Annotated in this window: 34 protein-coding genes; 3 read left to right on the forward strand and 31 right to left on the reverse strand. The window is 40.5% G+C overall.

The genetic code is table 11. From position 1 onward, the window contains the following. Positions 1 to 176: 176 nt before the first annotated feature. The 3 genes from AXK38_09075 to AXK38_09085 are packed head-to-tail and all read left to right on the forward strand — an operon-like array spanning position 177 to position 3,969. A complete protein-coding gene (locus AXK38_09075; GenBank protein ID AMH89386.1) occupies positions 177 to 1,217 on the forward strand; it encodes an iron ABC transporter substrate-binding protein in 1,041 nt (346 codons plus the stop codon). 12 nt (positions 1,218 to 1,229) lie between these two features. Beyond that, a complete protein-coding gene (locus tag AXK38_09080; protein ID AMH89387.1) occupies positions 1,230 to 2,321 on the forward strand; it encodes a peptide ABC transporter substrate-binding protein in 1,092 nt (363 codons plus the stop codon). Next, positions 2,311 to 3,969, forward strand: coding sequence for an iron ABC transporter permease (locus tag AXK38_09085; protein ID AMH89388.1), 1,659 nt, complete (start codon positions 2,311 to 2,313; stop codon positions 3,967 to 3,969). Before AXK38_09080 ends, AXK38_09085 begins: the two co-directional genes overlap by 11 nt. A gap of 298 nt (positions 3,970 to 4,267) precedes the next feature. Here the strand turns inward: AXK38_09085 and AXK38_09090 are convergent, their stop codons facing one another. From AXK38_09090 to AXK38_09240, 31 genes are all read right to left on the reverse strand, one after another. Next, a complete protein-coding gene (locus AXK38_09090) occupies positions 4,268 to 4,960 on the reverse strand; it encodes a phosphoglycerate mutase (GenBank protein AMH89389.1) in 693 nt (230 codons plus the stop codon). Between the two features lie 244 nt (positions 4,961 to 5,204). After that, complete coding sequence (locus tag AXK38_09095) at positions 5,205 to 6,542, reverse strand: hypothetical protein (protein ID AMH89390.1); 1,338 nt, start codon at positions 6,540 to 6,542, stop codon at positions 5,205 to 5,207. 9 nt (positions 6,543 to 6,551) lie between these two features. Next, positions 6,552 to 6,818, reverse strand: coding sequence for a hypothetical protein (locus tag AXK38_09100; protein ID AMH89391.1), 267 nt, complete (start codon positions 6,816 to 6,818; stop codon positions 6,552 to 6,554). 264 nt (positions 6,819 to 7,082) lie between these two features. Further along, positions 7,083 to 7,469 carry a 50S ribosomal protein L17 gene (locus AXK38_09105; GenBank protein ID AMH89392.1) on the reverse strand — a complete coding sequence of 129 codons (387 nt, stop codon included), beginning with the start codon at positions 7,467 to 7,469 and terminating at the stop codon, positions 7,083 to 7,085. A gap of 11 nt (positions 7,470 to 7,480) precedes the next feature. After that, positions 7,481 to 8,416, reverse strand: a complete 936-nt coding sequence (locus AXK38_09110; GenBank protein AMH89393.1) for a DNA-directed RNA polymerase subunit alpha — start codon at positions 8,414 to 8,416, stop codon at positions 7,481 to 7,483. Positions 8,417 to 8,458: 42 nt separating this feature from the next. After that, positions 8,459 to 8,842 (reverse strand): 30S ribosomal protein S11, encoded by a 384-nt coding sequence (locus AXK38_09115; GenBank protein ID AMH89394.1) that lies wholly within the window; start codon positions 8,840 to 8,842, stop codon positions 8,459 to 8,461. A gap of 17 nt (positions 8,843 to 8,859) precedes the next feature. Then, positions 8,860 to 9,225, reverse strand: a complete 366-nt coding sequence (locus AXK38_09120; protein AMH89395.1) for a 30S ribosomal protein S13 — start codon at positions 9,223 to 9,225, stop codon at positions 8,860 to 8,862. Positions 9,226 to 9,242: 17 nt separating this feature from the next. Beyond that, positions 9,243 to 9,359, reverse strand: a complete 117-nt coding sequence (locus AXK38_09125) for a 50S ribosomal protein L36 (protein ID AMH89396.1) — start codon at positions 9,357 to 9,359, stop codon at positions 9,243 to 9,245. Between the two features lie 24 nt (positions 9,360 to 9,383). Continuing rightward, positions 9,384 to 9,602, reverse strand: a complete 219-nt coding sequence (locus AXK38_09130; protein AMH89397.1) for a translation initiation factor IF-1 — start codon at positions 9,600 to 9,602, stop codon at positions 9,384 to 9,386. Positions 9,603 to 9,718: 116 nt separating this feature from the next. Next, positions 9,719 to 10,357, reverse strand: a complete 639-nt coding sequence (locus tag AXK38_09135) for an adenylate kinase (protein ID AMH89398.1) — start codon at positions 10,355 to 10,357, stop codon at positions 9,719 to 9,721. A gap of 150 nt (positions 10,358 to 10,507) precedes the next feature. Then, entirely contained in the window at positions 10,508 to 11,818 is a 1,311-nt protein-coding gene (locus tag AXK38_09140; GenBank protein ID AMH89399.1) for a preprotein translocase subunit SecY, read from the reverse strand. A 12-nt stretch (positions 11,819 to 11,830) separates the two neighbouring features. Continuing rightward, the gene (locus AXK38_09145) at positions 11,831 to 12,271 is read right to left on the reverse strand and encodes a 50S ribosomal protein L15 (GenBank protein ID AMH89400.1); all 441 of its coding nucleotides are present in this window, start codon (positions 12,269 to 12,271) and stop codon (positions 11,831 to 11,833) included. A gap of 144 nt (positions 12,272 to 12,415) precedes the next feature. After that, positions 12,416 to 12,598 (reverse strand): 50S ribosomal protein L30, encoded by a 183-nt coding sequence (locus AXK38_09150; protein ID AMH89401.1) that lies wholly within the window; start codon positions 12,596 to 12,598, stop codon positions 12,416 to 12,418. 13 nt (positions 12,599 to 12,611) lie between these two features. Beyond that, positions 12,612 to 13,106, reverse strand: coding sequence for a 30S ribosomal protein S5 (locus AXK38_09155; protein ID AMH89402.1), 495 nt, complete (start codon positions 13,104 to 13,106; stop codon positions 12,612 to 12,614). Positions 13,107 to 13,123: 17 nt separating this feature from the next. Beyond that, complete coding sequence (locus AXK38_09160) at positions 13,124 to 13,480, reverse strand: 50S ribosomal protein L18 (protein ID AMH89403.1); 357 nt, start codon at positions 13,478 to 13,480, stop codon at positions 13,124 to 13,126. Positions 13,481 to 13,563: 83 nt separating this feature from the next. Further along, on the reverse strand, positions 13,564 to 14,100 hold the full coding sequence (locus AXK38_09165; protein AMH89404.1) for a 50S ribosomal protein L6: 537 nt from the start codon (positions 14,098 to 14,100) through the stop codon (positions 13,564 to 13,566). Between the two features lie 187 nt (positions 14,101 to 14,287). Continuing rightward, a complete protein-coding gene (locus tag AXK38_09170) occupies positions 14,288 to 14,686 on the reverse strand; it encodes a 30S ribosomal protein S8 (protein AMH89405.1) in 399 nt (132 codons plus the stop codon). Between the two features lie 284 nt (positions 14,687 to 14,970). Then, a complete protein-coding gene (rpsN, locus tag AXK38_09175) occupies positions 14,971 to 15,156 on the reverse strand; it encodes a 30S ribosomal protein S14 (protein AMH89406.1) in 186 nt (61 codons plus the stop codon). 17 nt (positions 15,157 to 15,173) lie between these two features. Continuing rightward, complete coding sequence (locus tag AXK38_09180; protein AMH89407.1) at positions 15,174 to 15,716, reverse strand: 50S ribosomal protein L5; 543 nt, start codon at positions 15,714 to 15,716, stop codon at positions 15,174 to 15,176. Positions 15,717 to 15,739: 23 nt separating this feature from the next. After that, a complete protein-coding gene (locus AXK38_09185) occupies positions 15,740 to 16,045 on the reverse strand; it encodes a 50S ribosomal protein L24 (protein ID AMH89408.1) in 306 nt (101 codons plus the stop codon). Between the two features lie 77 nt (positions 16,046 to 16,122). Further along, positions 16,123 to 16,491: a 50S ribosomal protein L14 gene (locus tag AXK38_09190; protein AMH89409.1), complete on the reverse strand. Its 369-nt coding sequence runs from the start codon at positions 16,489 to 16,491 to the stop codon at positions 16,123 to 16,125. Positions 16,492 to 16,516: 25 nt separating this feature from the next. Continuing rightward, complete coding sequence (locus AXK38_09195) at positions 16,517 to 16,777, reverse strand: 30S ribosomal protein S17 (protein ID AMH89410.1); 261 nt, start codon at positions 16,775 to 16,777, stop codon at positions 16,517 to 16,519. A gap of 24 nt (positions 16,778 to 16,801) precedes the next feature. Then, positions 16,802 to 17,008 carry a 50S ribosomal protein L29 gene (locus tag AXK38_09200; protein ID AMH89411.1) on the reverse strand — a complete coding sequence of 69 codons (207 nt, stop codon included), beginning with the start codon at positions 17,006 to 17,008 and terminating at the stop codon, positions 16,802 to 16,804. A gap of 9 nt (positions 17,009 to 17,017) precedes the next feature. Next, the gene (locus AXK38_09205) at positions 17,018 to 17,431 is read right to left on the reverse strand and encodes a 50S ribosomal protein L16 (GenBank protein AMH89412.1); all 414 of its coding nucleotides are present in this window, start codon (positions 17,429 to 17,431) and stop codon (positions 17,018 to 17,020) included. Between the two features lie 3 nt (positions 17,432 to 17,434). Continuing rightward, the gene (locus tag AXK38_09210) at positions 17,435 to 18,088 is read right to left on the reverse strand and encodes a 30S ribosomal protein S3 (protein ID AMH89413.1); all 654 of its coding nucleotides are present in this window, start codon (positions 18,086 to 18,088) and stop codon (positions 17,435 to 17,437) included. A gap of 12 nt (positions 18,089 to 18,100) precedes the next feature. Then, positions 18,101 to 18,445: a 50S ribosomal protein L22 gene (locus tag AXK38_09215; protein AMH89414.1), complete on the reverse strand. Its 345-nt coding sequence runs from the start codon at positions 18,443 to 18,445 to the stop codon at positions 18,101 to 18,103. Between the two features lie 11 nt (positions 18,446 to 18,456). Continuing rightward, positions 18,457 to 18,738, reverse strand: a complete 282-nt coding sequence (locus tag AXK38_09220; GenBank protein AMH89415.1) for a 30S ribosomal protein S19 — start codon at positions 18,736 to 18,738, stop codon at positions 18,457 to 18,459. A 103-nt stretch (positions 18,739 to 18,841) separates the two neighbouring features. Continuing rightward, positions 18,842 to 19,675, reverse strand: coding sequence for a 50S ribosomal protein L2 (rplB, locus tag AXK38_09225; protein AMH89416.1), 834 nt, complete (start codon positions 19,673 to 19,675; stop codon positions 18,842 to 18,844). A gap of 17 nt (positions 19,676 to 19,692) precedes the next feature. Next, positions 19,693 to 19,989, reverse strand: a complete 297-nt coding sequence (locus tag AXK38_09230) for a 50S ribosomal protein L23 (protein ID AMH89417.1) — start codon at positions 19,987 to 19,989, stop codon at positions 19,693 to 19,695. Beyond that, positions 19,989 to 20,612 (reverse strand): 50S ribosomal protein L4, encoded by a 624-nt coding sequence (locus AXK38_09235; GenBank protein ID AMH89418.1) that lies wholly within the window; start codon positions 20,610 to 20,612, stop codon positions 19,989 to 19,991. Before AXK38_09235 ends, AXK38_09230 begins: the two co-directional genes overlap by 1 nt. 24 nt (positions 20,613 to 20,636) lie before the next feature. After that, positions 20,637 to 21,263: a 50S ribosomal protein L3 gene (locus tag AXK38_09240; protein AMH89419.1), complete on the reverse strand. Its 627-nt coding sequence runs from the start codon at positions 21,261 to 21,263 to the stop codon at positions 20,637 to 20,639. Positions 21,264 to 21,307: the final 44 nt, after the last annotated feature.

Raw genomic sequence — 21,307 nt, forward strand, 5'->3', positions numbered from 1 at the left:
CTTGAAATTAACTTATATCGATTATTTGTCTCTTCCATCTTTTCCCCCTAGCGTCTTTGACTCATATTCCCAGTTTTAGATTTCTTTAAGGTTTTTATTATATCCTATAGAACTCTGCAAATTATAAATGTTGACCAAATTGTAGAGTGAAAACGTTCGTAAAAAAGGAGATTCTTATGAAAAAACTACTATTCTTTCTCTCTTGTGGATGGATATTTCTTACTTTATCTGGATGTTCTTCAACAACAGATTCGGAAACTAACACTAAGACAGATTCGGATAATGCTTTGGTTATCTACTCGCCTAACCCTGAAGACCTTATCGAAGAGACAATCCCTGCCTTCGAAGAAAAATATGGTATTAAGGTTGATTTAGTACAAGCCAGTACGGGTGAATTGTTCAAAAAAGCTGAGGCCGAAAAAGAATCCCCAGTAGCCGATGTCATTTTCGGAGGCTCCTACGCTCTCTTCTCTTCTAACGAAAAACTTTTTGAACCTTATATTTCTCAAGAGAACGACCAGATAATCCCTGAATATCAAAATAAAACAGGATTCTACACGCCTTATACACTTGATGTCAGTGTCATCATTGCCAATTCAGCTCTTACAAAAGATATTAAAATTGAAGGTTACAATGATTTACTCAATCCTAAATTAAAAGGAAAAATCGCTACTGCTGATCCAAGTAATGCTTCTAGCGCCTTTGCACAACTAACAAACATGCTTGTAGACCAAGGTGGATACGAAAATGAACAAGCTTGGACCTATGTGAAAAATCTATTTACCCTAGTAGATGGAAAAATTGCATCTAGCTCTTCAAATGTTTACAAAGCTGTCGCCGATGGGGAAATGGCTGTTGGACTCACCTATGAAGACCCTGCCTTAAAACTCTTAAATGATGGAGTTGATGTAAAAGTCATTTATCCAAAAGAAGGTACCGTCTTTTTACCTGGTAACGCGGCCATCGTCAAAAATGCCAAACACATGGAAAACGCTAAGAAATTTATCGATTTCATCCTTTCTCAAGAAATCCAAGATAAGCTAGGAACTGAAACTACAATCAGACCTATTCGTAAAAATGCTAAAACCAATAAAAATATGAAGGCTATGACAGAAATCAAAATTGCCACCGAAGATTCAGATTATGTCATTAAAAATAAATCCACTATTCTTAAAAAGTACAATGACATTTTTACAGATATCCAATCTAAACAGTAAAAGAGGTTCACTATGAGTGAGATCAAAATTATTAACGCCAAAAAAATCTACCACGATATTCCTGTTATTGATAATTTAAATATTACAGTTCCCAAAGGAAGTCTCTTTACCATCCTTGGACCTTCAGGGTGTGGGAAAACGACTCTTCTTCGTATGATTGCAGGTTTCAACAATATCGAAGGCGGAGAATTTTACTTCGATGATACAAAAATTAATAATATGGAACCCAGCAAACGCAATATCGGGATGGTTTTCCAAAACTACGCTATTTTCCCACATTTGACTGTCCGAGATAATGTTGCTTTTGGTCTTAAGCAAAAGAAGGTTCCAAAAGAAGAATTGATTCAACAAACCAATAAGTATCTTGAACTCATGCAAATTGCTCAATATGCGGATCGAAAACCTGATAAACTCAGTGGTGGACAACAACAACGTGTCGCCTTGGCACGTGCCTTAGCGGTTAATCCAAGTGTTCTCCTCATGGACGAGCCACTTAGTAATCTGGATGCCAAACTTCGCTTGGATATGCGTCAAGCCATTCGAGAAATCCAACACAAAGTGGGAATTACAACCGTCTATGTGACCCACGACCAAGAAGAAGCCATGGCGATTTCAGACCAAATTGCTGTTATGAAAGATGGGGTGATCCAACAAATAGGCCGACCAAAAGAACTCTATCATAAACCAGCTAATGAGTTTGTAGCAACCTTTATCGGACGTACAAATATTATCCCTGCCAATCTTGAAAAACGGAGCGACGGCGCTTATATCGTCTTTTCAGATGCCTATGCTCTTAGAATGCCAGCCCTTGATCAGGCTGATGCACAAGCTATTCATGTAAGCATTCGTCCTGAAGAGTTTATCAAAGATGAATCTGGAGATATTGAAGGAACTATTAGCGATAGCGTCTATCTTGGACTGAATACTGAATACTTCATCGAGACAGGCTTTGCCTCAAAAATTCAGGTTAGCGAAGAATCAACTTTTGAAGAAGATCTACAAAAAGGCGATCGTATTCGTCTACGAATCAATACTCAAAAATTAAATGTCTTTTCTGCGGATGGTTCCCAAAACCTGATAAAAGGAGTCAACCATGGAACGTAAAAAACTAAATATTTGGACAGTCTCCTCTTTATTCATCTTTCTTACCTATCTTGTCTTTCTCGTTTATCCTATCGTTACCGTGCTCAAGCAAGCACTCATACATGAAGGACAATTTTCACTAGCTAATTTTGTCACTTTCTTTAGTAAAGCCTACTACTCTGAGACACTCGTCAACAGTTTCAAGGTTTCCATTACCGCTACTGTCACTTCCTTAGTCGTAGGAACCTTATTAGCTTATCTCTTCTCTATGTATGACTTCAAGGGAAAGAAATTTCTACAAATATTAATTATCATTGCTTCCATGTCAGCTCCTTTCGTGGGAGCCTACTCCTGGATTCTCTTGCTGGGACGAAATGGGGTCATTACTAAATTCCTGACAAATACCCTTCATCTTCCAGCTATCGATATTTATGGATTCAAAGGAATTGTACTTGTCTTTACACTACAATTATTCCCACTAGTATTTCTATACGTTGCTGGGACAATGAAAAGTATTGACAATTCTCTACTTGAAGCCGCTGAAAGTATGGGGTCCTTCGGATTTAAGCGTATCGTAACGGTTGTTTTACCTCTTCTAGTTCCAACCTTACTAGCTGCTGCCCTGCTTGTATTTATGAGAGCATTCTCAGACTTTGGAACACCTATGTTAATTGGTGAAGGATATCGGACTTTCCCTGTCCTGATTTATACCCAATTTATTAGCGAGGTTGGAGGAAATTCTGCTTTTGCATCTGCTTTAGCAGTTATGGCGATTATCATTGCCTTGGCGATTTTCCTTATCCAAAAATACATTTCAAACCGCTACAGTTTCAGCATGAATTCGCTCCATCCAATTGAGCCTAAAAAAACTACAAAAGGAAAAATGGCTGCCATTTATGCAACAGTCTACGGAATTATCTTGTTCTCTGTTCTACCTCAAGTCTACTTGATTTATACTTCTTTCCTAAAAACATCAGGTATGATATTTGTCAAAGGTTATTCTCTAAACAGTTACAAGGTAGCTTTCAATCGTATGGGCTCTGCTATTTTCAATACTATTCGTATCCCTTTGATTGCCTTAGTTCTAGTTGTCCTATTCGCAACATTTATCTCCTACCTAGCCGTTAGAAAACGGAATTTGTTTACAAACTTAATTGACAGCCTCAGTATGGTTCCTTATATTGTACCAGGAACTGTTCTAGGGATTGCCTTCATTTCTTCCTTCAATACTGGTCTATTTGGAAGTGGATTTCTTATGATTACAGGGACAGCTTTCATCTTGATTATGTCTCTATCTGTCAGAAGATTGCCTTATACTATTCGCTCATCTGTTGCTAGCTTACAACAAATAGCCCCAAGTATTGAAGAAGCTGCTGAAAGCTTAGGAAGTAGCCGTCTCAATACCTTTGCCAAGATTACAACTCCAATGATGCTATCTGGTATTATTTCTGGAGCTATCCTATCTTGGGTCACAATGATTTCAGAGCTCTCTACTTCTATCCTCCTCTACAATGTCAAAACAAGAACAATGACTGTAGCCATTTATACAGAGGTTCTCAGAGGAAATTACGGTGTAGCCGCAGCCTTGTCAACTATCCTGACTGTTCTAACAGTAGGTTCCTTGCTCTTGTTTATGAAAATTTCTAAAAGCAACAGCATTACACTTTAGTTTTCCCAATCAAAAACAGCCGAAAGGATTATCCTCGGCTGTTTTTCTTATCTTGATATTCCTACTAGATTCCTAGTTCATTGCAAGCAAGTCTAGACTGATTATACTCAATTAAAATCAAAGAGCAAACGAGGAAACTAGCCGCAGATTGCTCAAAGTACTGCTTTGAGGTTGTAGATAAGACTGACGAAGTCAGCTCAAAACACTGTTTTGAAGTTGTGGATAGAACTGACGAAGTCAGTAACCATATCTACGGCAAGACGACGTTGACGCGGTTTGAAGAGATTTTCGAAGAGTATTAAATAGAGGCTTCCTCCATATTCTCCCGTCCTAGTTCTCGGTAACTATGGTCGCCGACAACTTCTACGCTAAACTGGCCGTCCTCATATTCAAGAATCGTCACGCTACCATTATCGAGACCATGCGGATGCATGCCATTAATCAGATAAACAATGGTTCCAATGGTCATTCCGTGGCTGACAACAAGGGCGTTACCTCCACCTTGCTCTTCCATTTCTTTGGCAATCGCTTCAAAGCCTTCCTTGATTCGGCCACTGAGTTTTTCCCAGCCTTCAGCCCAACCAGCTGTATCGACCTCTACCAAACCCTCAGCCAGTTCAGCATAAGACAATTGGTGAACGTGGTCCACATTAAAGATACGAGGAATAATGCCCATGAAAAGATCACCATCATAAGCTCCGTCAAAGCTACCAAAACACCATTCTCTGATACGCTTGTCCATGCGATAAGGGATTTTTCCCTGCAAGCCAAGTTCATCAAGGATAATTCCCATTGTCTGAATAGTGCGACCAGAATCACTCGAATAAGCACGCTCAAACTGCAGACCAGATTCTCGCAAACCGATTCCTAATTCTTGAATCCCTCTCTCACCTTCAGCTGTTAAGGGAGTATCGCTCCAACCTTGTGCGCGACCAATCGTGTTAAACATGGTCTTGCCATGACGTACCAAATACAATCGTACTTTTACCATTTTCCGTCCTCCGTTTGCTTCTATTATATCATGGATGATAAAACAAAAGCCACCCATACAGGCGACTTTTGCAGGAGATTATTATGAAAAAGTTTAGGAGTTCTATTAAATAAAGATATTAGATGAAAATCAAATTCAAACTAAATCAGTATTATCTGTTTCAAATAATATTAGGAGGTCTTTATTTAATGATTACAGTATACACACCTAACCTTAAACAGAACTTAAAATTTCTCCTATTTTCTTAATTTTTAAAACTATGAATTGGTGCTGGGATTTGACCTCCACGAGAGATGAAATCAACAGACGAAGCCCCATTAACCTTCATAACAGGTGCAGTTCCTAATAGGCCACCAAACTCAATCATATCGCCTTCTTTTCCTTTTGGAATGATACGAACAGCCGTTGTTTTCATGTTAATGACACCAATTGCAGCCTCATCCGCAATCATGGCAGCAATGGTTTCAGCAGGCGTATCTTCTGGTATGGCAATCATATCCAAACCAACTGAACAGATAGCCGTCATGGCTTCTAGTTTTTCCAAATTAAGAGAGCCATTTTGCACTGCAGCAATCATCCCCTCATCCTCAGAGACGGGGATAAAGGCACCAGACAAACCACCGACTTGGTTGCAGGCCATCACTCCGCCCTTCTTAACTTGGTCGTTCAAGAGAGCCAAGGCAGCCGTCGTTCCATGCGTGCCAACTGTCTCTAGTCCCATTTCCTCAAGGACACGTGCTACAGAATCTCCAACCGCAGGAGTTGGCGCCAAGCTCAAATCTACAATACCAAACTCCACACCCAGTCTCTCACTGGCCATCTGACCAACCAATTGACCGATACGAGTGATTTTAAAGGCAGTTTTCTTAACTGTTTCGGCTACTACATCAAAGCTCTGTCCACGAACTTTTTCCAAGGCACGTTTCACCACACCAGGACCAGAAACTCCGACATTGATGATAACATCTGCCTCCCCAACACCATGGAAGGCACCCGCCATAAATGGATTGTCCTCAACAGCATTAGCGAATACAACCAACTTAGCTGCCCCCATATCAGATAGAGTTGCCGTTTCCTTGATAACTCGTCCCATATCTGCGACAGCCGTCATATTGATACCAGACTTGGTTGAGCCGATATTGACTGACGAGCAGACCTTGTCCGTTTCAGCCAAAGCACGAGGAATAGAATTGATGAGAATCTCATCTCCCTTTTGATAACCTTTTTGTACCAAGGCAGAGAAACCACCGATAAAGTCCACTCCAATCTCTTTCGCAGCCTTATCAAGCGCTTTTGCCAAAACTACATAGTCTGTTGCATCTGTCGCTGCACCAATCAGAGAAATAGGAGTCACCGATACACGCTTATTAACGATTGGAATTCCCAACTCAGCTGCAATTTCGTCGCCAACAGCCACTAAATTAGCTGCCTTGGTCGTAATCTTTTGATAAATTTTCTCCGCAGCACGATTGATATCTGGATCTATACAGTCCAATAGGGAAATCCCCATGGTAATAGTTCTGATATCAAAGTTTTGCTCCTCAATCATGGCGATGGTTTCAGTAACTTGTCTAATATCCATGTGCACCTCCTAGATATTATACATAGCTTCGAAAATCGCAGCGCTTTGAATATTGATTTTCACATTCAAAGTTTGCCCAAAAGCTTCAAATTCATTACGAAGATAAGTGAAATCTTGTTTTTTATCACTAGAGACGACAGCCATCATCGTGAAATATTCATCCAAGACAGTTTGAGAGATATCATCAATATTCAAACCTAATTCTGCAATTTTACCAGAAACACCTGCAACAATTCCAGATTTATCTTTACCAACAACAGTTATAATCGCTTTCATAAGCAAACTCCAATTCTTCTTAAAATAGGAAACCTGAACATTTAGCAGATTTCTTCTTAAATAGTATAGCATAATTCTAACTAAAATACTCAAAAACGCCTGCTTACGAAGTTGTTCTTAGGAAAAAAACAATTTCGTAAACAAGCGTCTACTATCTCAACTTATGATGAGTGTTCCCGCTAGGACCGAGGTCCTAGCGGTAGACCAGAGCTAGACTAAGAGCACAAGACTCCATCATCATAACACTCAACAAAATTGATGATTTTATACTAATTCGATGATCGCCATTGGCGCTGCATCACCACGACGTGGTTCAGTTTTAAGGATACGAGTGTATCCACCGTTACGTTCAGCATAACGAGGTGCGATTTCTGAGAACAATTTTTGAAGTGCTGTAGTAGAAGTGTACTTGTCAGTTGCTTCATCATAGTTTTCAGATGCGATTTCATTACGTACGAAAGCAGCTGCTTGACGACGTGCATGCAAATCACCACGTTTACCTAGAGTAATCATTTTTTCAACAGTTTTACGGATTTCTTTAGCACGAGCTTCAGTTGTCACGATTGATTCGTTGATCAAAAGGTCAGTTGTCAAATCGCGAAGCATTGCTTTACGTTGTGAGCTAGTGCGTCCTAGTTTACGGTAAGCCATGTATTCCTCCTTTATTTATCTTTTAATCCAAGACCCAAATCAATGAGTTTGAGTTTCACTTCTTCCAAACTCTTGCGTCCAAGATTTCGTACTTTCATCATCTCTGCTTCAGATTTTTCTGTCAAATCATGCACAGTATTGATACCGGCACGTTTCAAACAGTTGTATGAACGCACAGACAAGTCCAGTTCCTCAATCGTACGATCCAAAATACGGTCGTCAGATTCAGTATCAGCTTCTTTCATCACTTCAGTTGACTTAGCAATCTCAGTAAGATTTGTAAACAAATCAAGATGTTCTGTCAAAATACGTGCTGAAAGCCCTAAAGCATCTTCTGGAATAATTGTTCCATTTGTCAAGATTTCAAGGGTTAGTTTGTCAAATCCATCATTGCTACCTACACGAGCAGGTTCAACTTGATAGTTGACTTTGGTAACTGGTGTATAAATAGAATCTACAGCAAGTGTCCCAACTGGTGCATTATCCTTTTTATTTTCATCTGCAGGTACATATCCACGACCACTGTTAACAGTCATAGTCGCTTTTAGAGAAGAACCTTCACCGATTGTAAAGAGATAATGATCTGGATTTACAATTTCAATATCGCTATCTGTCAAAATGTCACCAGCTGTTACTTCAGCAGGACCTTCAACATCCAGTTCGATGATTTTTTCGTCTTCAACGTACGATTTCACTGCAATTCCTTTAATGTTCAGAATGATTTGCATCACGTCTTCACGAACACCTGGAACTGTGTCAAACTCATGTAACACACCATCAATGTTAATAGATGTCACAGCTGCTCCTGGTAGAGAAGCTAGAAGTACACGACGAAGAGAGTTACCAAGAGTTGTACCGTAGCCACGTTCAAGTGGTTCGATTACAAACTTGCCATAATCTTTATTTTCATCAATTTTTGTTATATTTGGTTTTTCAAACTCGATCATTTAGTTACTCCCTCTTAAACGAAAAGCAGTGTAATGCGATGATTATACACGGCGACGTTTTGGAGGACGAGCACCATTGTGTGGCACTGGAGTCACATCACGAATTGCTGTTACTTCAAGACCAGCGGCAGCAAGCGCACGAATAGCTGACTCACGACCAGAACCTGGACCTTTTACAGTAACTTCAACTGATTTAAGACCGTGTTCTTGTGCAGATTTAGCAGCAGCTTCAGAAGCCATTTGAGCAGCGAATGGTGTAGATTTACGAGAACCTTTGAAACCAAGAGCACCAGCTGATGACCAAGCAATTGCATTACCATGCACATCAGTAATCATAACAATAGTGTTATTAAATGTAGCGTGAATATGAGCAATACCAGATTCGATATTCTTTTTCACACGACGTTTACGTGTTGGTTTAGCCAAGACTTTTACCTCCTATATTATTTTTTCTTACCAGCGATCGCAACAGCTTTACCTTTACGAGTGCGAGCGTTGTTTTTAGTGTTTTGTCCACGGACAGGAAGTCCACGACGGTGACGGATACCACGGTATGAACCGATTTCCATCAAACGTTTGATGTTCAAGTTTACTTCACGACGAAGGTCACCTTCAACTTTGATTGCATCCACTTCACGACGGATAGCATCTTCTTGATCTGATGTAAGATCACGTACACGAACATCTTCTGAGATTCCAGCAGCAGCCAAAATTTTCTTAGATGTTGCAAGTCCGATACCATAAACATAAGTCAATGAGATTACTACGCGTTTGTCATTTGGAATGTCAACTCCAGCAATACGAGCCATGTTTTCTCCTTTCTATCTTATCCTTGACGTTGTTTGTGTTTTGGATTTGCTGGGCAAATTACCATAACACGACCATTACGACGAATAACTTTACAGTATTCGCAAATTGGTTTGACCGATGGTCTTACTTTCATTTCTTATCCCTCCAAGTTTTTCGATTATTTAAAGCGGTAAGTGATACGTCCACGTGTCAAGTCATATGGACTCATTTCGACAGTAACACGATCTCCCGCTAAAATACGAATATAGTTTTTACGAATTTTACCAGAAACTGTTGCTAAAATCTGATGTCCATTTTCAAGTTCAACCGTAAACATTGCATTCGGCATTGTATCAACTACTTTGCCTTCAACTTCAATCACATCGTCTTTTGCCACGCAAAAGCACCTCCATAAATTTCGATTCGATGCCTCTAGACACAGAGACAACAATTATAAGTCAGACTATCTCAGTATAACATTTGTAGCTGATTTTTGCAAGTGTGAAAAGCGCTTTATTTCAAATTTGTCAATACTTTTTCGATATCTGAGAATACATCATTGATATCTTGATTACCTTCGATGTCATGAACCAAACCTTTGGCACGGTAGTGAGCAATGATTGGTTCCCCTTGAGCAATATTCACATCCAAACGACGTTTTACTGTCTCAGGCTTATCATCTTCACGTTGGTAGTAATCTTCTTCTTTATAGTCAACTGGTGGGTTAAAGACCTTGTGGAAAGTTTCTCCAGTTACGCGGTGGATGATACGACCACTCAAACGTTCCAAGAGGCTGTCTGGATTTACTTCAATGTTGATGACACCTTCTAGTTCAATACCAAGTTCAGCCAATGTTTTGTCCAAGGCATGAGCTTGTTCGATTGTACGTGGGTAACCATCCAACAAGAATCCTGTTTCTTTAATATCATCTTGTGAAAGACGTTCTTTTACGATTCCATTTGTAACTTCATCAGGAACCAATTCACCCTTGTCAATGTATGACTTAGCAAGAACACCCATTTCAGTTTGATTTGCCATAGCAGCGCGGAACATATCACCTGTTGAGATATGTGCAACATGGAATTGTTCTACGATTTTTGCTGCTTGAGTTCCCTTACCTGCACCAGGTAAGCCCATAATCAAAAGATTCATGATTTGATCTCCTTATTTTATTTTTAAATAGAAGCAAAAAATCTTTTCACCCCTATTTAAAAACAAAATAGAAGAGGGGAGACCAAACTCTCACAAATGTCAGAGTTTAAACCTCCACTCCCTCAGCATTTACTGATTCCGTAAATGCTTTTATTCTGTTCTATCCATGAAACCAACATACTTACGTTTCAATAAGTATCCTTCCAATTGTTTGATTCCTTCAATACCTGTAGAGATAATGATCAAAAGACTGGTTCCTCCAAAAGCAACTGCTTCTGAAAGCCCGAAAACATCTTTTGCTACAATCGGTAAAATAGAAATCACACCAAGGAAGAGGGAACCAACAGTTGCAAGACGACGAAGAAGTTTAGACATATATTCTTCTGTACCTTTACCAGGACGAACTCCGTGGATATAGGCACCACTCTTTTGTAGGTTCTCTGCCGCTTTTTCAGGATTAATCTGTACAAACGTATAGAAGAATGTAAAGAGAATGATCAATAAAGCATACATGGCGATACCAGTTGGTGAAGTTGTTGCCAGCATTTCTTGTGCTGTTCTTACCCAAGCCCAATCATGACCTGTAGCGCTTAAAAACTGTAGAATAGCTGCTGGCGCCGCAGTAATCGAACTTGCGAAGATAACAGGGATAACTCCAGCAGGGTTGACCTTCAAAGGAAGGTAAGAGCTAGATGGAGCACCTTGTGCAACCTTAGTATATTGGATTGGAATTTTGTATTCTGCTTGTTGAACATAAGTTGTAAAGTAAATGATCAACAATACAGTAATAATCAAAATGATTACAAAAATAATAGATGAGTTGATACGGTCACTTGGGACGTTCACAAAGTAGTCCACATAGATGCCCTGAATCATCTCTGGGATTGAGGAAACAATCCCGGCAAAGATAATCATAGAAACACCATTTCCGTATCCCTTATCTGTAATTTGCTCTCCCAACCAAGTAACAATCATGCTACCAGCTGTTAAGATGATACCAATCATGATAAAGACTTGTGGAGTAAGAGCTGTTTTCAACAATTGAGCTCCAGCCAAAGTATTAAAACCAGCTGTAATCCCGATAGATTGCACAAAAGCTAAAACAAGAGCAATATAACGAGTAGCTTGATTCAATTTTCTTCGACCTACTTCCCCTTGTTTACCCCACTCTACAAATTTGGGTAAAATATCCATTTGCAAGAGTTGTACAACGATAGAGGCCGTAATGTAGGGACTGACACCAAGAGCAAAAACTGAAAAGTTTTTCATGGCATTCCCTGACACCAAGCTCAACATGTTTAAGAAGGATAATCCACTTAAAGCATTCAAGCTATTGGCATTCACACCGGGAACTGTAATGCTAGTTCCGATACGAAAGACCAAAACGATAAAAATTGTAAATAAAATTTTTGATCGAACCTGCTTGACTTTAAGAGCTTCTCTTAATAATTTAAAAAACATAGGTCACCTCTCTTAGATGACTTCTACTGAACCACCTTTAGCAGTGATAGCTTCTTCAGCTGATTTAGAGAATTTAGCTGCTTTTACAGTCAATTTCTTAGTCAACTCACCGTTACCAAGAATTTTAATACCTGATTTTTCAGCTTTAACAATTCCTGCTTCGATAAGAACAACTGGAGTTACTTCAGCACCATCTTCAAAGACGTTCAATTGGTCAAGGTTCACAATTGCGTATTCTTTAGCGTTGATGTTAGTGAATCCACGTTTTGGAAGACGACGGAACAATGGAGTTTGTCCACCTTCAAAACCAAGGCGAACTCCGCCACCGCTACGAGCTTTTTGACCTTTTTGACCACGACCAGATGTTTTACCGTTACCTGATGAAGTACCACGACCAACGCGGTTACGTACTTTACGAGAACCTTCTGCAGGTTTCAATTCATGAAGTTTCATTTTTGTTTTCTCCTCTTTTGTAAAATGCTAGCGCCGATAAGGGAGAAAAGGTTGTCTCCCCCATCAACTCGCCTATACGACGTCATCATAGATGACTATATCTAGTTTTAGGGGATGGTATAGTGCACATCCCCTAAAAATTCATTAGTTTACTTCTTCAACTGTTACCAAGTGAGATACTGCTGTGATCATACCACGGATAGCAGCGTTATCTTCTTTAATAACAGAGCTGTTCAATTTGCCAAGTCCAAGTGCTACAACAGTTTTACGTTGTGATGGAATGCGTCCGATTGGAGACTTAGTCAAAGTAATTTTAATTTGAGCCATTTTATCCCCTTTCTTATGCCAAATCAGAAACTGAAATACCACGAAGGGCAGCAACTTCTTCAGCGCGTTTCAATTGTTTCAAACCTTCAACAGTTGCACGAACAATGTTGATTGGAGTGTTAGAACCAAGTGATTTAGATGTAATATCTGCCACACCTGCCAATTCCACAACGGCACGAACTGCACCACCAGCGGCAACTCCAGAACCTTCTACAGCAGGTTTCAACAATACTTTAGCTCCACCGAATTCTGAAAGAACTTCGTGTGGGATTGTTGTTCCAACCATAGGAACTTCAATCAAGTTTTTCTTAGCATCATCTACTGCTTTACGGATTGCTTCTGGAACTTCTTGAGCTTTACCAGTACCAAATCCTACGCGACCGTTGTGGTCACCAACAACAACAAGAGCTGCGAAACGAAGACGACGTCCACCTTTAACAACTTTTGTAACACGGTTGACAGCAACTACGCGTTCTTCTAATTCAACTGCATTGTCTTTAAATGCCATTTTCTAGTGTCCTCCTATTAGAATTTCAATCCGTTTTCACGAGCTGCATCAGCCAAAGCTTTCACACGTCCGTGATATAGATATCCACCGCGGTCGAACACCACTTCTGAAATACCTTTAGCGTTTGCACGTTCTGCAACGAGTTTACCGACAGCAACGGCTTGTTCAGTTTTAGTTCCTTTTGAAACTTCTTTGTCAAGAGTTGAAGCACTTGCGAGCGTTACACCCGCTACGTCATCAATCACTTGAGCGTAGATGCCTGTATTAGAACGGAATACGTTCAAACGTGGGCGATCAGCAGTTCCAGAGAGTTTTCCGCGAACGCGACGGTGGCGTTTTTGGCGGAGTTTGTTTTTATCTGGTTTTGAAATCACAGTTTTCACCTCTTTAGTTTTAAATCGTGTGCTATGCACAAAGTTGGAAAATAGGTTGGTGGTTGAGATTCAACCACTCAACATTATTTACCAGTTTTACCTTCTTTACGGCGAACGAATTCACCAACGTAACGGATACCTTTACCTTTATATGGTTCTGGTGAACGAAGGCTACGTACGTAAGCAGCTGTTTGACCAACTACTTCTTTTGAAATTCCGCTAACAACGATTGTTGTTGGGTTTGGAAGTTCAAAAGTAATTCCTTCTGGAGCTTCAACTTCGTCTGGATGAGATTTACCAACAGCCAAAACAAGTTTAGATCCTTGAAGTTGTGCACGGTAACCAACCCCGCGCATTTCAAGTTCTTTCTTGAATCCTTCTGATACACCAACAACCATGTTGTTCAAAAGGGCACGAGTAGTTCCGTGGATAGTTTTCATTTCTTTTGAATCGTTTGGACGGTGAAGAGTTACTTCAGTACCTTCCACACGGATTTCAATATCTTTTGAGAACTCACGAGTAAGTTCTCCTTTAGGTCCTTTTACAGTTACAACGTTGTCATTGTTAGTGAGTTCAACACCAGCAGGCAACACGATAACTTTATTACCAATACGTGACATGTTTATTTTCTCCTGTTAAATTGTCAGGCCAGAACGGCCAGTTTTCACGGGGTTCAATCGATTTCTCGATTTAAAGGAACATTTAGGTTTCAATTTCAAAGTGAATCTAGGCATCGTCTCGCAGGCTTAACTTTGGGTTAGGCAAGAGAAGATAACGAAGAGTCACAAAGAAATTGGGAGCTAAATATTACCAAACGTAAGCGATAACTTCCCCACCAACATTCTTTTGGCGTGCTTCTTTATCAGTAAGCAAACCTTCAGAAGTTGAAAGGATAGCAATTCCAAGTCCGTTAAGAACTTTTGGAAGGTCTTCACGTTTTTTGTAGACACGAAGTCCTGGTTTAGAAACACGTTTCAAGTTAGTGATAACTTTTTCACCGTTTGGTCCGTATTTAAGGAATACACGGATGATGCCTTGTTTGTCATCTTCGATGATTTCAACGTTTTTTACAAAACCTTCGCGTTTAAGGATTTCAGCAATCCCTTTTTTGATGTTTGATGCAGGTACTTCAAGTACTTCGTGTTTAGCTTGGTTAGCGTTACGAATACGAGTTAGGAAGTCTGCGATTGGGTCAGTCATAACCATTTTGTTTTTCTCCTCTTACTAGTAGTTTGCAAGTTGCACTTGCTAGTTAATACATGATACAAAGAGCGTAACAGCACGAGCAAAAATAGGCAATTTGATGCAGGAGCGATGCTCCAAAGCAAATTGGTCTTTTTTGCCAAAGCTGTAGCTCGTGTTCAAATTGGAAACCCCAACTGAACCCGGGCTAAACTCTGTGTGAAAAAGATAAACTTTCCTAGAAACTTCAGTTTCTTCGTCAAGTTTCCTATTTTCACTTAGAGTTTTGACGCCCTTGATATCTTAAATTACCAAGATGCTTTTGTTACACCAGGGATTTGTCCTTTGTAAGCTAATTCACGGAAGCAAACACGGCAAAGTTTAAATTTGCGGTAAACTGAATGCGGACGACCACATTTTTCACAACGAGTATAAGCTTGAGTAGAGAACTTCGCTGGACGTTTGTTCTTAGCAATCATTGATTTTTTAGCCATTAGATTTACCTCCTATATTATTTTGCAAAAGGCATTCCAAGGCCTGTAAGCAATGCACGTGACTCTTCGTCAGTGTTAGCAGTTGTTACGATAACGATGTCAAGACCACGAGTTTTGTCAACGTCATCAAAGTTGATTTCTGGGAAGATCAATTGTTCTTTCACACCAAGTGTGTAGTTTCCGCGTCCATCAAATGATTTCGTTGGAACACCATGGAAGTCACGTACACGTGGAAGTGAAACTGATACCAATTTATCTAAGAATTCGTACATACGTTCACCACGAAGGGTAACTTTTGCACCGATCGCAACACCTTCACGAAGACGGAAGCCGGCGATTGATTTTTTAGCTTTAGTGATAAGTGGTTTTTGACCTGAGATAAGTGCCAATTCTTCAGCAGCTTTTTCAAGGCTTTTAGCGTTTGATACAGCTTCACCAACACCCATGTTCAAAACGATCTTATCTACTTTAGGCACAGCCATCACTGATGAGTAGTTGAATTGTTCTGTCAAAGCAGGAACTACTTCATTAAGATATTTTTCTTTTAAACGATTTGCCATTATACTTCTCCTTTCCTTCGTGATTAATCAAGCACTTCGCCTGATTTTTTGTTGTAGCGAACTTTTTTACCGTCTACAAATTTGTAACCAACACGACCAGCTACACCATTTTTGTCCAATACTTGAACGTTTGATACGTGGATAGCTGCTTCTTTCTCGATGATACCACCTTGAGGAAGTTCGTTAGTTGGACGTTGGTGTTTCTTAACGATGTTAACACCTTCAACGATAACTTTGTTTACTTTTGGAAGGGCAGTAAGGACAACAGCTTCTGTTCCCTTATCTTTACCAGCGATTACGCGAACTTTGTCGCCTTTTTTTACAAACATTAGATTTCTCCTTGATTTTTCTTACGCCCATAAGGGCACCCTAGCTTGAAGCTAGGGGACTAGTTTGTTTCTAAAAATTAAAGTACTTCTGGAGCAAGTGACACGATCTTCATGAAGCCACCTTCACGCAATTCACGTGCAACTGGTCCAAAGATACGTGTTCCGCGAGGAGTTTTGTCTTCACGGATGATAACTGCTGCATTTTCGTCAAATTTGATGTATGAACCATCAGCACGACGAGCACCTGATTTAGTACGAACGATAACTGCTTTAACAACGTCACCTTTTTTAACCGCACCACCAGGAGTAGCTTGTTTTACAGATGCCACGATAACATCACCGATGTTTGCAAATTTACGTCCTGAACCACCAAGAACTTTGATAGTCAAGATTTCGCGAGCACCGCTGTTGTCTGCGACTTTCAAACGAGTTTCTGTTTGAATCATTTCAGTTTTCTCCTTTCAGGTTTGATTAGATGATGACCGCTTCTTCAACAACTTCTACAAGACGGAAACGTTTTGTAGCTGAAAGCGGGCGAGTTTCCATGATACGTACGATATCGCCTTCTTTGGCAACATTGTTTTCATCATGAGCTTTGTATTTTTTAGAGTAGTTAATACGTTTACCATAGACTGGGTGGTTACGTTTTGTTTCAACTACAACTGTGATTGTCTTGTCCATTTTGTCAGATACAACACGTCCAACAAGAACTTTACGATTATTGCGTTCCATTGAAATTTCTCCTTCCCTAGTCTATTATTTCGCTTCAGATTGAACTGTTTTAATACGAGCGATTTGTTTTTTAACTTCTTTCAAGCGAGCTGTTTGTTCCAATTGACCAGTAGCAGCTTGGAAACGAAGTTCAAACAATTCTTTTTTCAATTCGTTTTCGCGCTTCGCGAGTTCTTCTTGAGAAAGACCACGAAGTTCTTTAACAAATTCTTTTACTTCATTAAGTTTCATGCCTTCTCCTTATTCTGCTTCACGTTTTACGAATTTACATTTAACTGGCAATTTGTGGCTAGCAAGACGAAGCGCTTCGCGAGCGATCTCTTCAGATACACCAGCGATTTCGAACATCACTTTACCACGTTTAACTGGTGCTACCCAACCTTCAGGTGCCCCTTTACCAGATCCCATACGCACACCGATAGCTTTAGCAGTGTATGATTTGTGTGGGAAGATTTTAATCCAAACTTTACCACCACGTTTCATGTAACGAGTCATGGCGATACGAGCAGCTTCGATTTGGCGGTTAGTGATCCAGTGGCTAGTTGTAGCTTGAAGACCGTATTCACCGAATGCTACTTCTTTTCCACCTTTTGCTTCACCGCGCATTTTTCCACGGAATTCACGACGGTGTTTAACACGTTTAGGTACTAACATTGGTTATTTACCTCCTTTAGTGTTTTTGCGAGCTGGAAGAACTTCACCACGGTAGATCCATACTTTAACACCAAGTTTACCGTATGTAGTATCTGCTTCTTCCCAAGCGTAATCGATATCTGCACGAAGTGTGTGAAGTGGAACAGTTCCTTCAGAGTATCCTTCAGCACGGGCGATATCTGCTCCGTTCAAACGACCTGATACTTGAGTTTTGATTCCTTTAGCTCCAGCACGCATTGCACGTTGGATTGCTTGTTTTTGTGCACGACGGAAAGCAACACGTTGCTCCAATTGACGAGCAATTCCTTCACCTACAAGGTGAGCATCCAAATCAGGTTGTTTGATTTCGATGATGTTGATGTGTACTTGTTTTCCAGTCAATTTGTTAAGTTTCGCACGGAGTGCATCAACATTAGCACCACCTTTACCGATAACCATACCTGGTTTAGCAGTGTGAAGTGAAACGTTAACTTTGTTTACTGCGCGTTCGATTTCGATAGTTGAAACTGCTGCGTCAGCAAGTTCTTTTTGAACGAATTTACGGATTGCAAGATCTTCATGAAGGTAATCCGCGTATTCTTTTTCAGCATACCATTTGGCATCCCAATCACGGATGATGCCGACACGCATACCAATTGGATGTACTTTTTGACCCACGATTTTACCTCCTTATTTTTCTGCAACAGCTACAGTGATGTGAGCTGTACGTTTGTTGATTGGTGAAGCTGAACCTTTCGCACGTGGACGGAAACGTTTCATAGTTGGTCCTTCGTTTGCGAATGCTTCAGATACTACCAAGTTAGCTTTATCCAAACCAAAGTTGTTTTCAGCGTTAGCTACAGCTGAGTTCAAAACTTTCAAGATGATTTCAGCAGCTTTGTTTGGAGTGAATGTCAAAATTGCGATTGCATCGGCTACGCTTTTACCACGGATGTTATCAAGAACAAGACGTGATTTACGAGGTGAAACACGTACTGTACGAGCCATTGCTTTAGCTGAAGTAATTTCTGCCATTTATGTTCTCCTTATTTTCTACGTGTTTTCTTGTCGTCTGCAGCGTGACCTTTGTAAGTACGAGTTGGTGCAAATTCACCAAGTTTGTGACCTACCATGTCTTCTTGGATGTAAACAGGTACGTGTTTACGTCCGTCATAAACTGCGATAGTGTAACCAATGAAACTTGGGAAGATCGTTGAACGACGTGACCAAGTTTTAATAACTTTTTTCTTTTCGTCGTTAGCTTGAGCTTCAACTTTTTTCATCAAATGCTCATCGACGAAAGGTCCTTTTTTAAGACTGCGTCCCATTTTTATATTTTCTCCTTTAAATGTTGTACCACAGCGGCTTGCGCTCCTATGGAGCGCTACCGAGCTGGCGGATTTACTAGTTGCTTAAGCGACTAGTTTAATATTATTTCTCGTTGCGACGACGAACGATAAGTTTGTCAGATTTCGCTTTCTTGTTACGAGTTTTAAGACCAAGAGCAGGTTTGCCCCATGGAGTAGATGGCGCTTTACGACCAACTGGTGCTTTACCTTCACCACCACCGTGTGGGTGATCGTTAGGGTTCATTACAGAACCACGAACTGTTGGGCGGATACCTTTCCAACGGCTACGTCCTGCTTTACCAAGGTTTACAAGTCCATGTTGTTCGTTTCCGACAACACCAACTGTAGCACGGCAAGTTCCAAGAATCATACGAACTTCACCTGATTGAAGACGAACAAGAACGTATTTACCTTCAGAACCCAATACTTGAGCAGATGCTCCAGCAGCACGTACCAATTCACCACCACGACCTGGTTTCAACTCGATGTTGTGGATCAAAGTACCAACTGGGATGTTAGCAAGTGGAAGAGCGTTTCCGACTTTGATATCTGCTTCTGGACCTGAAACGATACGTTGACCTACTTCAAGACCTTTTGGAGCGATGATGTATGCTTTCACACCGTCAGTGTAGTGTACAAGAGCGATGTTTGCAGAACGATTTGGATCGTACTCGATTGTTTTAACAACCGCTTCAACGTTGTCTTTGTTACGTTTGAAGTCAACCAAACGGTAGAAACGTTTGTGTCCACCACCTTGGTGACGAACTGTGATACGACCGTTGTTGTTACGACCAGCCTTGCTCTTCAATGCAACAAGCAATGATTTTTCAGGAGTGCTTGTTGTGATTTCAGCGAAATCCAAAGAAGTCATATTACGGCGACCGTTTGTTGTTGGTTTATAAACACGAATTCCCACGATATTTCCTCCTTAGATTATTCAGCTTCAGCAGCAAACAACTCGATTGCTTTTGAATCAGCTGTAAGTGTGATGATAGCTTTTTTAGTTTTGTTAGTAAAACCAGTGTAACGTCCAACACGTTTAGCTTTAGGTTTTACGTTGATTGTGTTAACGTTGGCAACTTTAACACCTTCGAAAGCAGCTTCAACAGCTTGCTTGATCAAAAGTTTGTGTGCACGAGTGTCAACTTCAAATACATATTTCCCTGCTTCAAGTTGAGCCATTGAGCTTTCAGTGATGACAGGTTTTTTGATAACATCATACAAATTCATTATGCAAGAACCTCCTCGATTTTAGAGATAGCTGCTTGTGTGACAAGAAGTTTGTCGCTATTTGCGATGTCAAGAACACTTGCAGTTGTAGCAGTTGCAACTTTCACGTTTGGAAGGTTACGAGCTGAAAGAGCTGCGAATTCATTTCCTTCTTCAAGGATAACAAGAACTTTAGAATCGATGCTCAATGCTGCAAGAACTTTTGCAAATTCAGCAGTTTTTGGAGCTGTAAATGAAAGAGCGTCTACAGCTACGAATTTGTTTTCAGCAACTTTTTCAGAGTAAACTGATTTAAGAGCTAGGCGACGAACTTTTTGTGGAAGTTTGTAGCCGTATGAACGTTGAGTTGGTCCGAAGACAACACCACCACCACGCCATTGTGGTGAGCGGATAGAACCTTGACGAGCACGTCCAGTCCCTTTTTGACGCCATGGTTTGCGTCCACCACCTGATACTGCAGAGCGGTTTTTAACAGCGTGTGTTCCTTGACGAAGGCTTGCGCGTTGGCTGATGATCACATCAAACACAACTGATTCATTTGGTTCAATACCAAATACTGCATCGTTAAGAACAACTTGGCCAGCTTCTTTACCAGTTTGGTCAAATAATGTTACGTTTGCCATTGTGACTGATTTCCCCTTTCTTTATTATTTACCAGCTTTAACTGCTGATTTGATAGTGATAAGAGATTTCTTAGCACCTGGTACGTTACCTTTGATAAGGATAACGTTCTTTTCTGGAACAACTTGTACAACTTCAAGGTTTTGAATTGTTACGCGGTCGCCACCCATACGTCCTGCAAGGTTTTTACCTTTGAATACGCGGTTAGGTGCAACAGGTCCCATAGAACCTGGACGACGGTGGTAACGAGAACCGTGAGCCATTGGTCCACGTGATTGTCCGTGGCGCTTGATAACACCTTGGAAACCTTTACCTTTAGAAGTACCAGTTACGTCAACAACGTCTCCAGCTGCGAATGTTTCAACTGTGATTTCAGCACCAACTTCCAAGCCTTCAACGTTTTTGAATTCACGAATGAAGCGCTTAGGAGCCGTGTTAGCTTTCGCTACATGTCCTTTAGCAGGTTTGTTGCTCAATACTTCGCGTTTGTCATCGAAACCAACTTGGATAGCGTTGTATCCGTCTGTCTCAACAGTTTTAACTTGAAGAACAACGTTTGGAGTTGCTTCAATAACTGTTACAGGGATCAATTCGCCAGCTTCAGTGAAGATTTGAGTCATTCCCACTTTTTTCCCTAAGATTCCTTTTGTCATGAGAAAATAGTTCCTTTTCTATATTTTTTATTCAAAAAGTTTTT

Origin of the sequence: Streptococcus mitis (genome assembly GCA_001560895.1) — a bacterium.
Classification (GTDB): domain Bacteria; phylum Bacillota; class Bacilli; order Lactobacillales; family Streptococcaceae; genus Streptococcus; species Streptococcus mitis_Q.

Bases quoted from the DNA above. Each gene is read 5' to 3' on its own strand.
- AXK38_09075 (AMH89386.1), top strand. From the start codon at position 177: ATGAAAAAACTACTATTCTTTCTCTCTTGTGGATGGATATTTCTTACT.
- AXK38_09080 (AMH89387.1), top strand. From the start codon at position 1,230: ATGAGTGAGATCAAAATTATTAACGCCAAAAAAATCTACCACGATATT.
- AXK38_09085 (AMH89388.1), top strand. From the start codon at position 2,311: ATGGAACGTAAAAAACTAAATATTTGGACAGTCTCCTCTTTATTCATC.
- AXK38_09090 (AMH89389.1), bottom strand. From the start codon at position 4,960: ATGGTAAAAGTACGATTGTATTTGGTACGTCATGGCAAGACCATGTTT.
- AXK38_09095 (AMH89390.1), bottom strand. From the start codon at position 6,542: ATGGATATTAGACAAGTTACTGAAACCATCGCCATGATTGAGGAGCAA.
- AXK38_09100 (AMH89391.1), bottom strand. From the start codon at position 6,818: ATGAAAGCGATTATAACTGTTGTTGGTAAAGATAAATCTGGAATTGTT.
- AXK38_09105 (AMH89392.1), bottom strand. From the start codon at position 7,469: ATGGCTTACCGTAAACTAGGACGCACTAGCTCACAACGTAAAGCAATG.
- AXK38_09110 (AMH89393.1), bottom strand. From the start codon at position 8,416: ATGATCGAGTTTGAAAAACCAAATATAACAAAAATTGATGAAAATAAA.
- AXK38_09120 (AMH89395.1), bottom strand. From the start codon at position 9,225: ATGGCTCGTATTGCTGGAGTTGACATTCCAAATGACAAACGCGTAGTA.
- AXK38_09125 (AMH89396.1), bottom strand. From the start codon at position 9,359: ATGAAAGTAAGACCATCGGTCAAACCAATTTGCGAATACTGTAAAGTT.
- AXK38_09135 (AMH89398.1), bottom strand. From the start codon at position 10,357: ATGAATCTTTTGATTATGGGCTTACCTGGTGCAGGTAAGGGAACTCAA.
- AXK38_09140 (AMH89399.1), bottom strand. From the start codon at position 11,818: ATGTTTTTTAAATTATTAAGAGAAGCTCTTAAAGTCAAGCAGGTTCGA.
- AXK38_09145 (AMH89400.1), bottom strand. From the start codon at position 12,271: ATGAAACTTCATGAATTGAAACCTGCAGAAGGTTCTCGTAAAGTACGT.
- AXK38_09150 (AMH89401.1), bottom strand. From the start codon at position 12,598: ATGGCTCAAATTAAAATTACTTTGACTAAGTCTCCAATCGGACGCATT.
- AXK38_09155 (AMH89402.1), bottom strand. From the start codon at position 13,106: ATGGCATTTAAAGACAATGCAGTTGAATTAGAAGAACGCGTAGTTGCT.
- AXK38_09165 (AMH89404.1), bottom strand. From the start codon at position 14,100: ATGTCACGTATTGGTAATAAAGTTATCGTGTTGCCTGCTGGTGTTGAA.
- AXK38_09170 (AMH89405.1), bottom strand. From the start codon at position 14,686: ATGGTTATGACTGACCCAATCGCAGACTTCCTAACTCGTATTCGTAAC.
- rpsN (AMH89406.1), bottom strand. From the start codon at position 15,156: ATGGCTAAAAAATCAATGATTGCTAAGAACAAACGTCCAGCGAAGTTC.
- AXK38_09180 (AMH89407.1), bottom strand. From the start codon at position 15,716: ATGGCAAATCGTTTAAAAGAAAAATATCTTAATGAAGTAGTTCCTGCT.
- AXK38_09185 (AMH89408.1), bottom strand. From the start codon at position 16,045: ATGTTTGTAAAAAAAGGCGACAAAGTTCGCGTAATCGCTGGTAAAGAT.
- AXK38_09190 (AMH89409.1), bottom strand. From the start codon at position 16,491: ATGATTCAAACAGAAACTCGTTTGAAAGTCGCAGACAACAGCGGTGCT.
- AXK38_09195 (AMH89410.1), bottom strand. From the start codon at position 16,777: ATGGAACGCAATAATCGTAAAGTTCTTGTTGGACGTGTTGTATCTGAC.
- AXK38_09200 (AMH89411.1), bottom strand. From the start codon at position 17,008: ATGAAACTTAATGAAGTAAAAGAATTTGTTAAAGAACTTCGTGGTCTT.
- AXK38_09205 (AMH89412.1), bottom strand. From the start codon at position 17,431: ATGTTAGTACCTAAACGTGTTAAACACCGTCGTGAATTCCGTGGAAAA.
- AXK38_09215 (AMH89414.1), bottom strand. From the start codon at position 18,445: ATGGCAGAAATTACTTCAGCTAAAGCAATGGCTCGTACAGTACGTGTT.
- AXK38_09220 (AMH89415.1), bottom strand. From the start codon at position 18,738: ATGGGACGCAGTCTTAAAAAAGGACCTTTCGTCGATGAGCATTTGATG.
- AXK38_09230 (AMH89417.1), bottom strand. From the start codon at position 19,989: ATGAATTTGTATGATGTTATCAAAAAACCTGTCATCACTGAAAGCTCA.
- AXK38_09235 (AMH89418.1), bottom strand. From the start codon at position 20,612: ATGGCAAACGTAACATTATTTGACCAAACTGGTAAAGAAGCTGGCCAA.
- AXK38_09240 (AMH89419.1), bottom strand. From the start codon at position 21,263: ATGACAAAAGGAATCTTAGGGAAAAAAGTGGGAATGACTCAAATCTTC.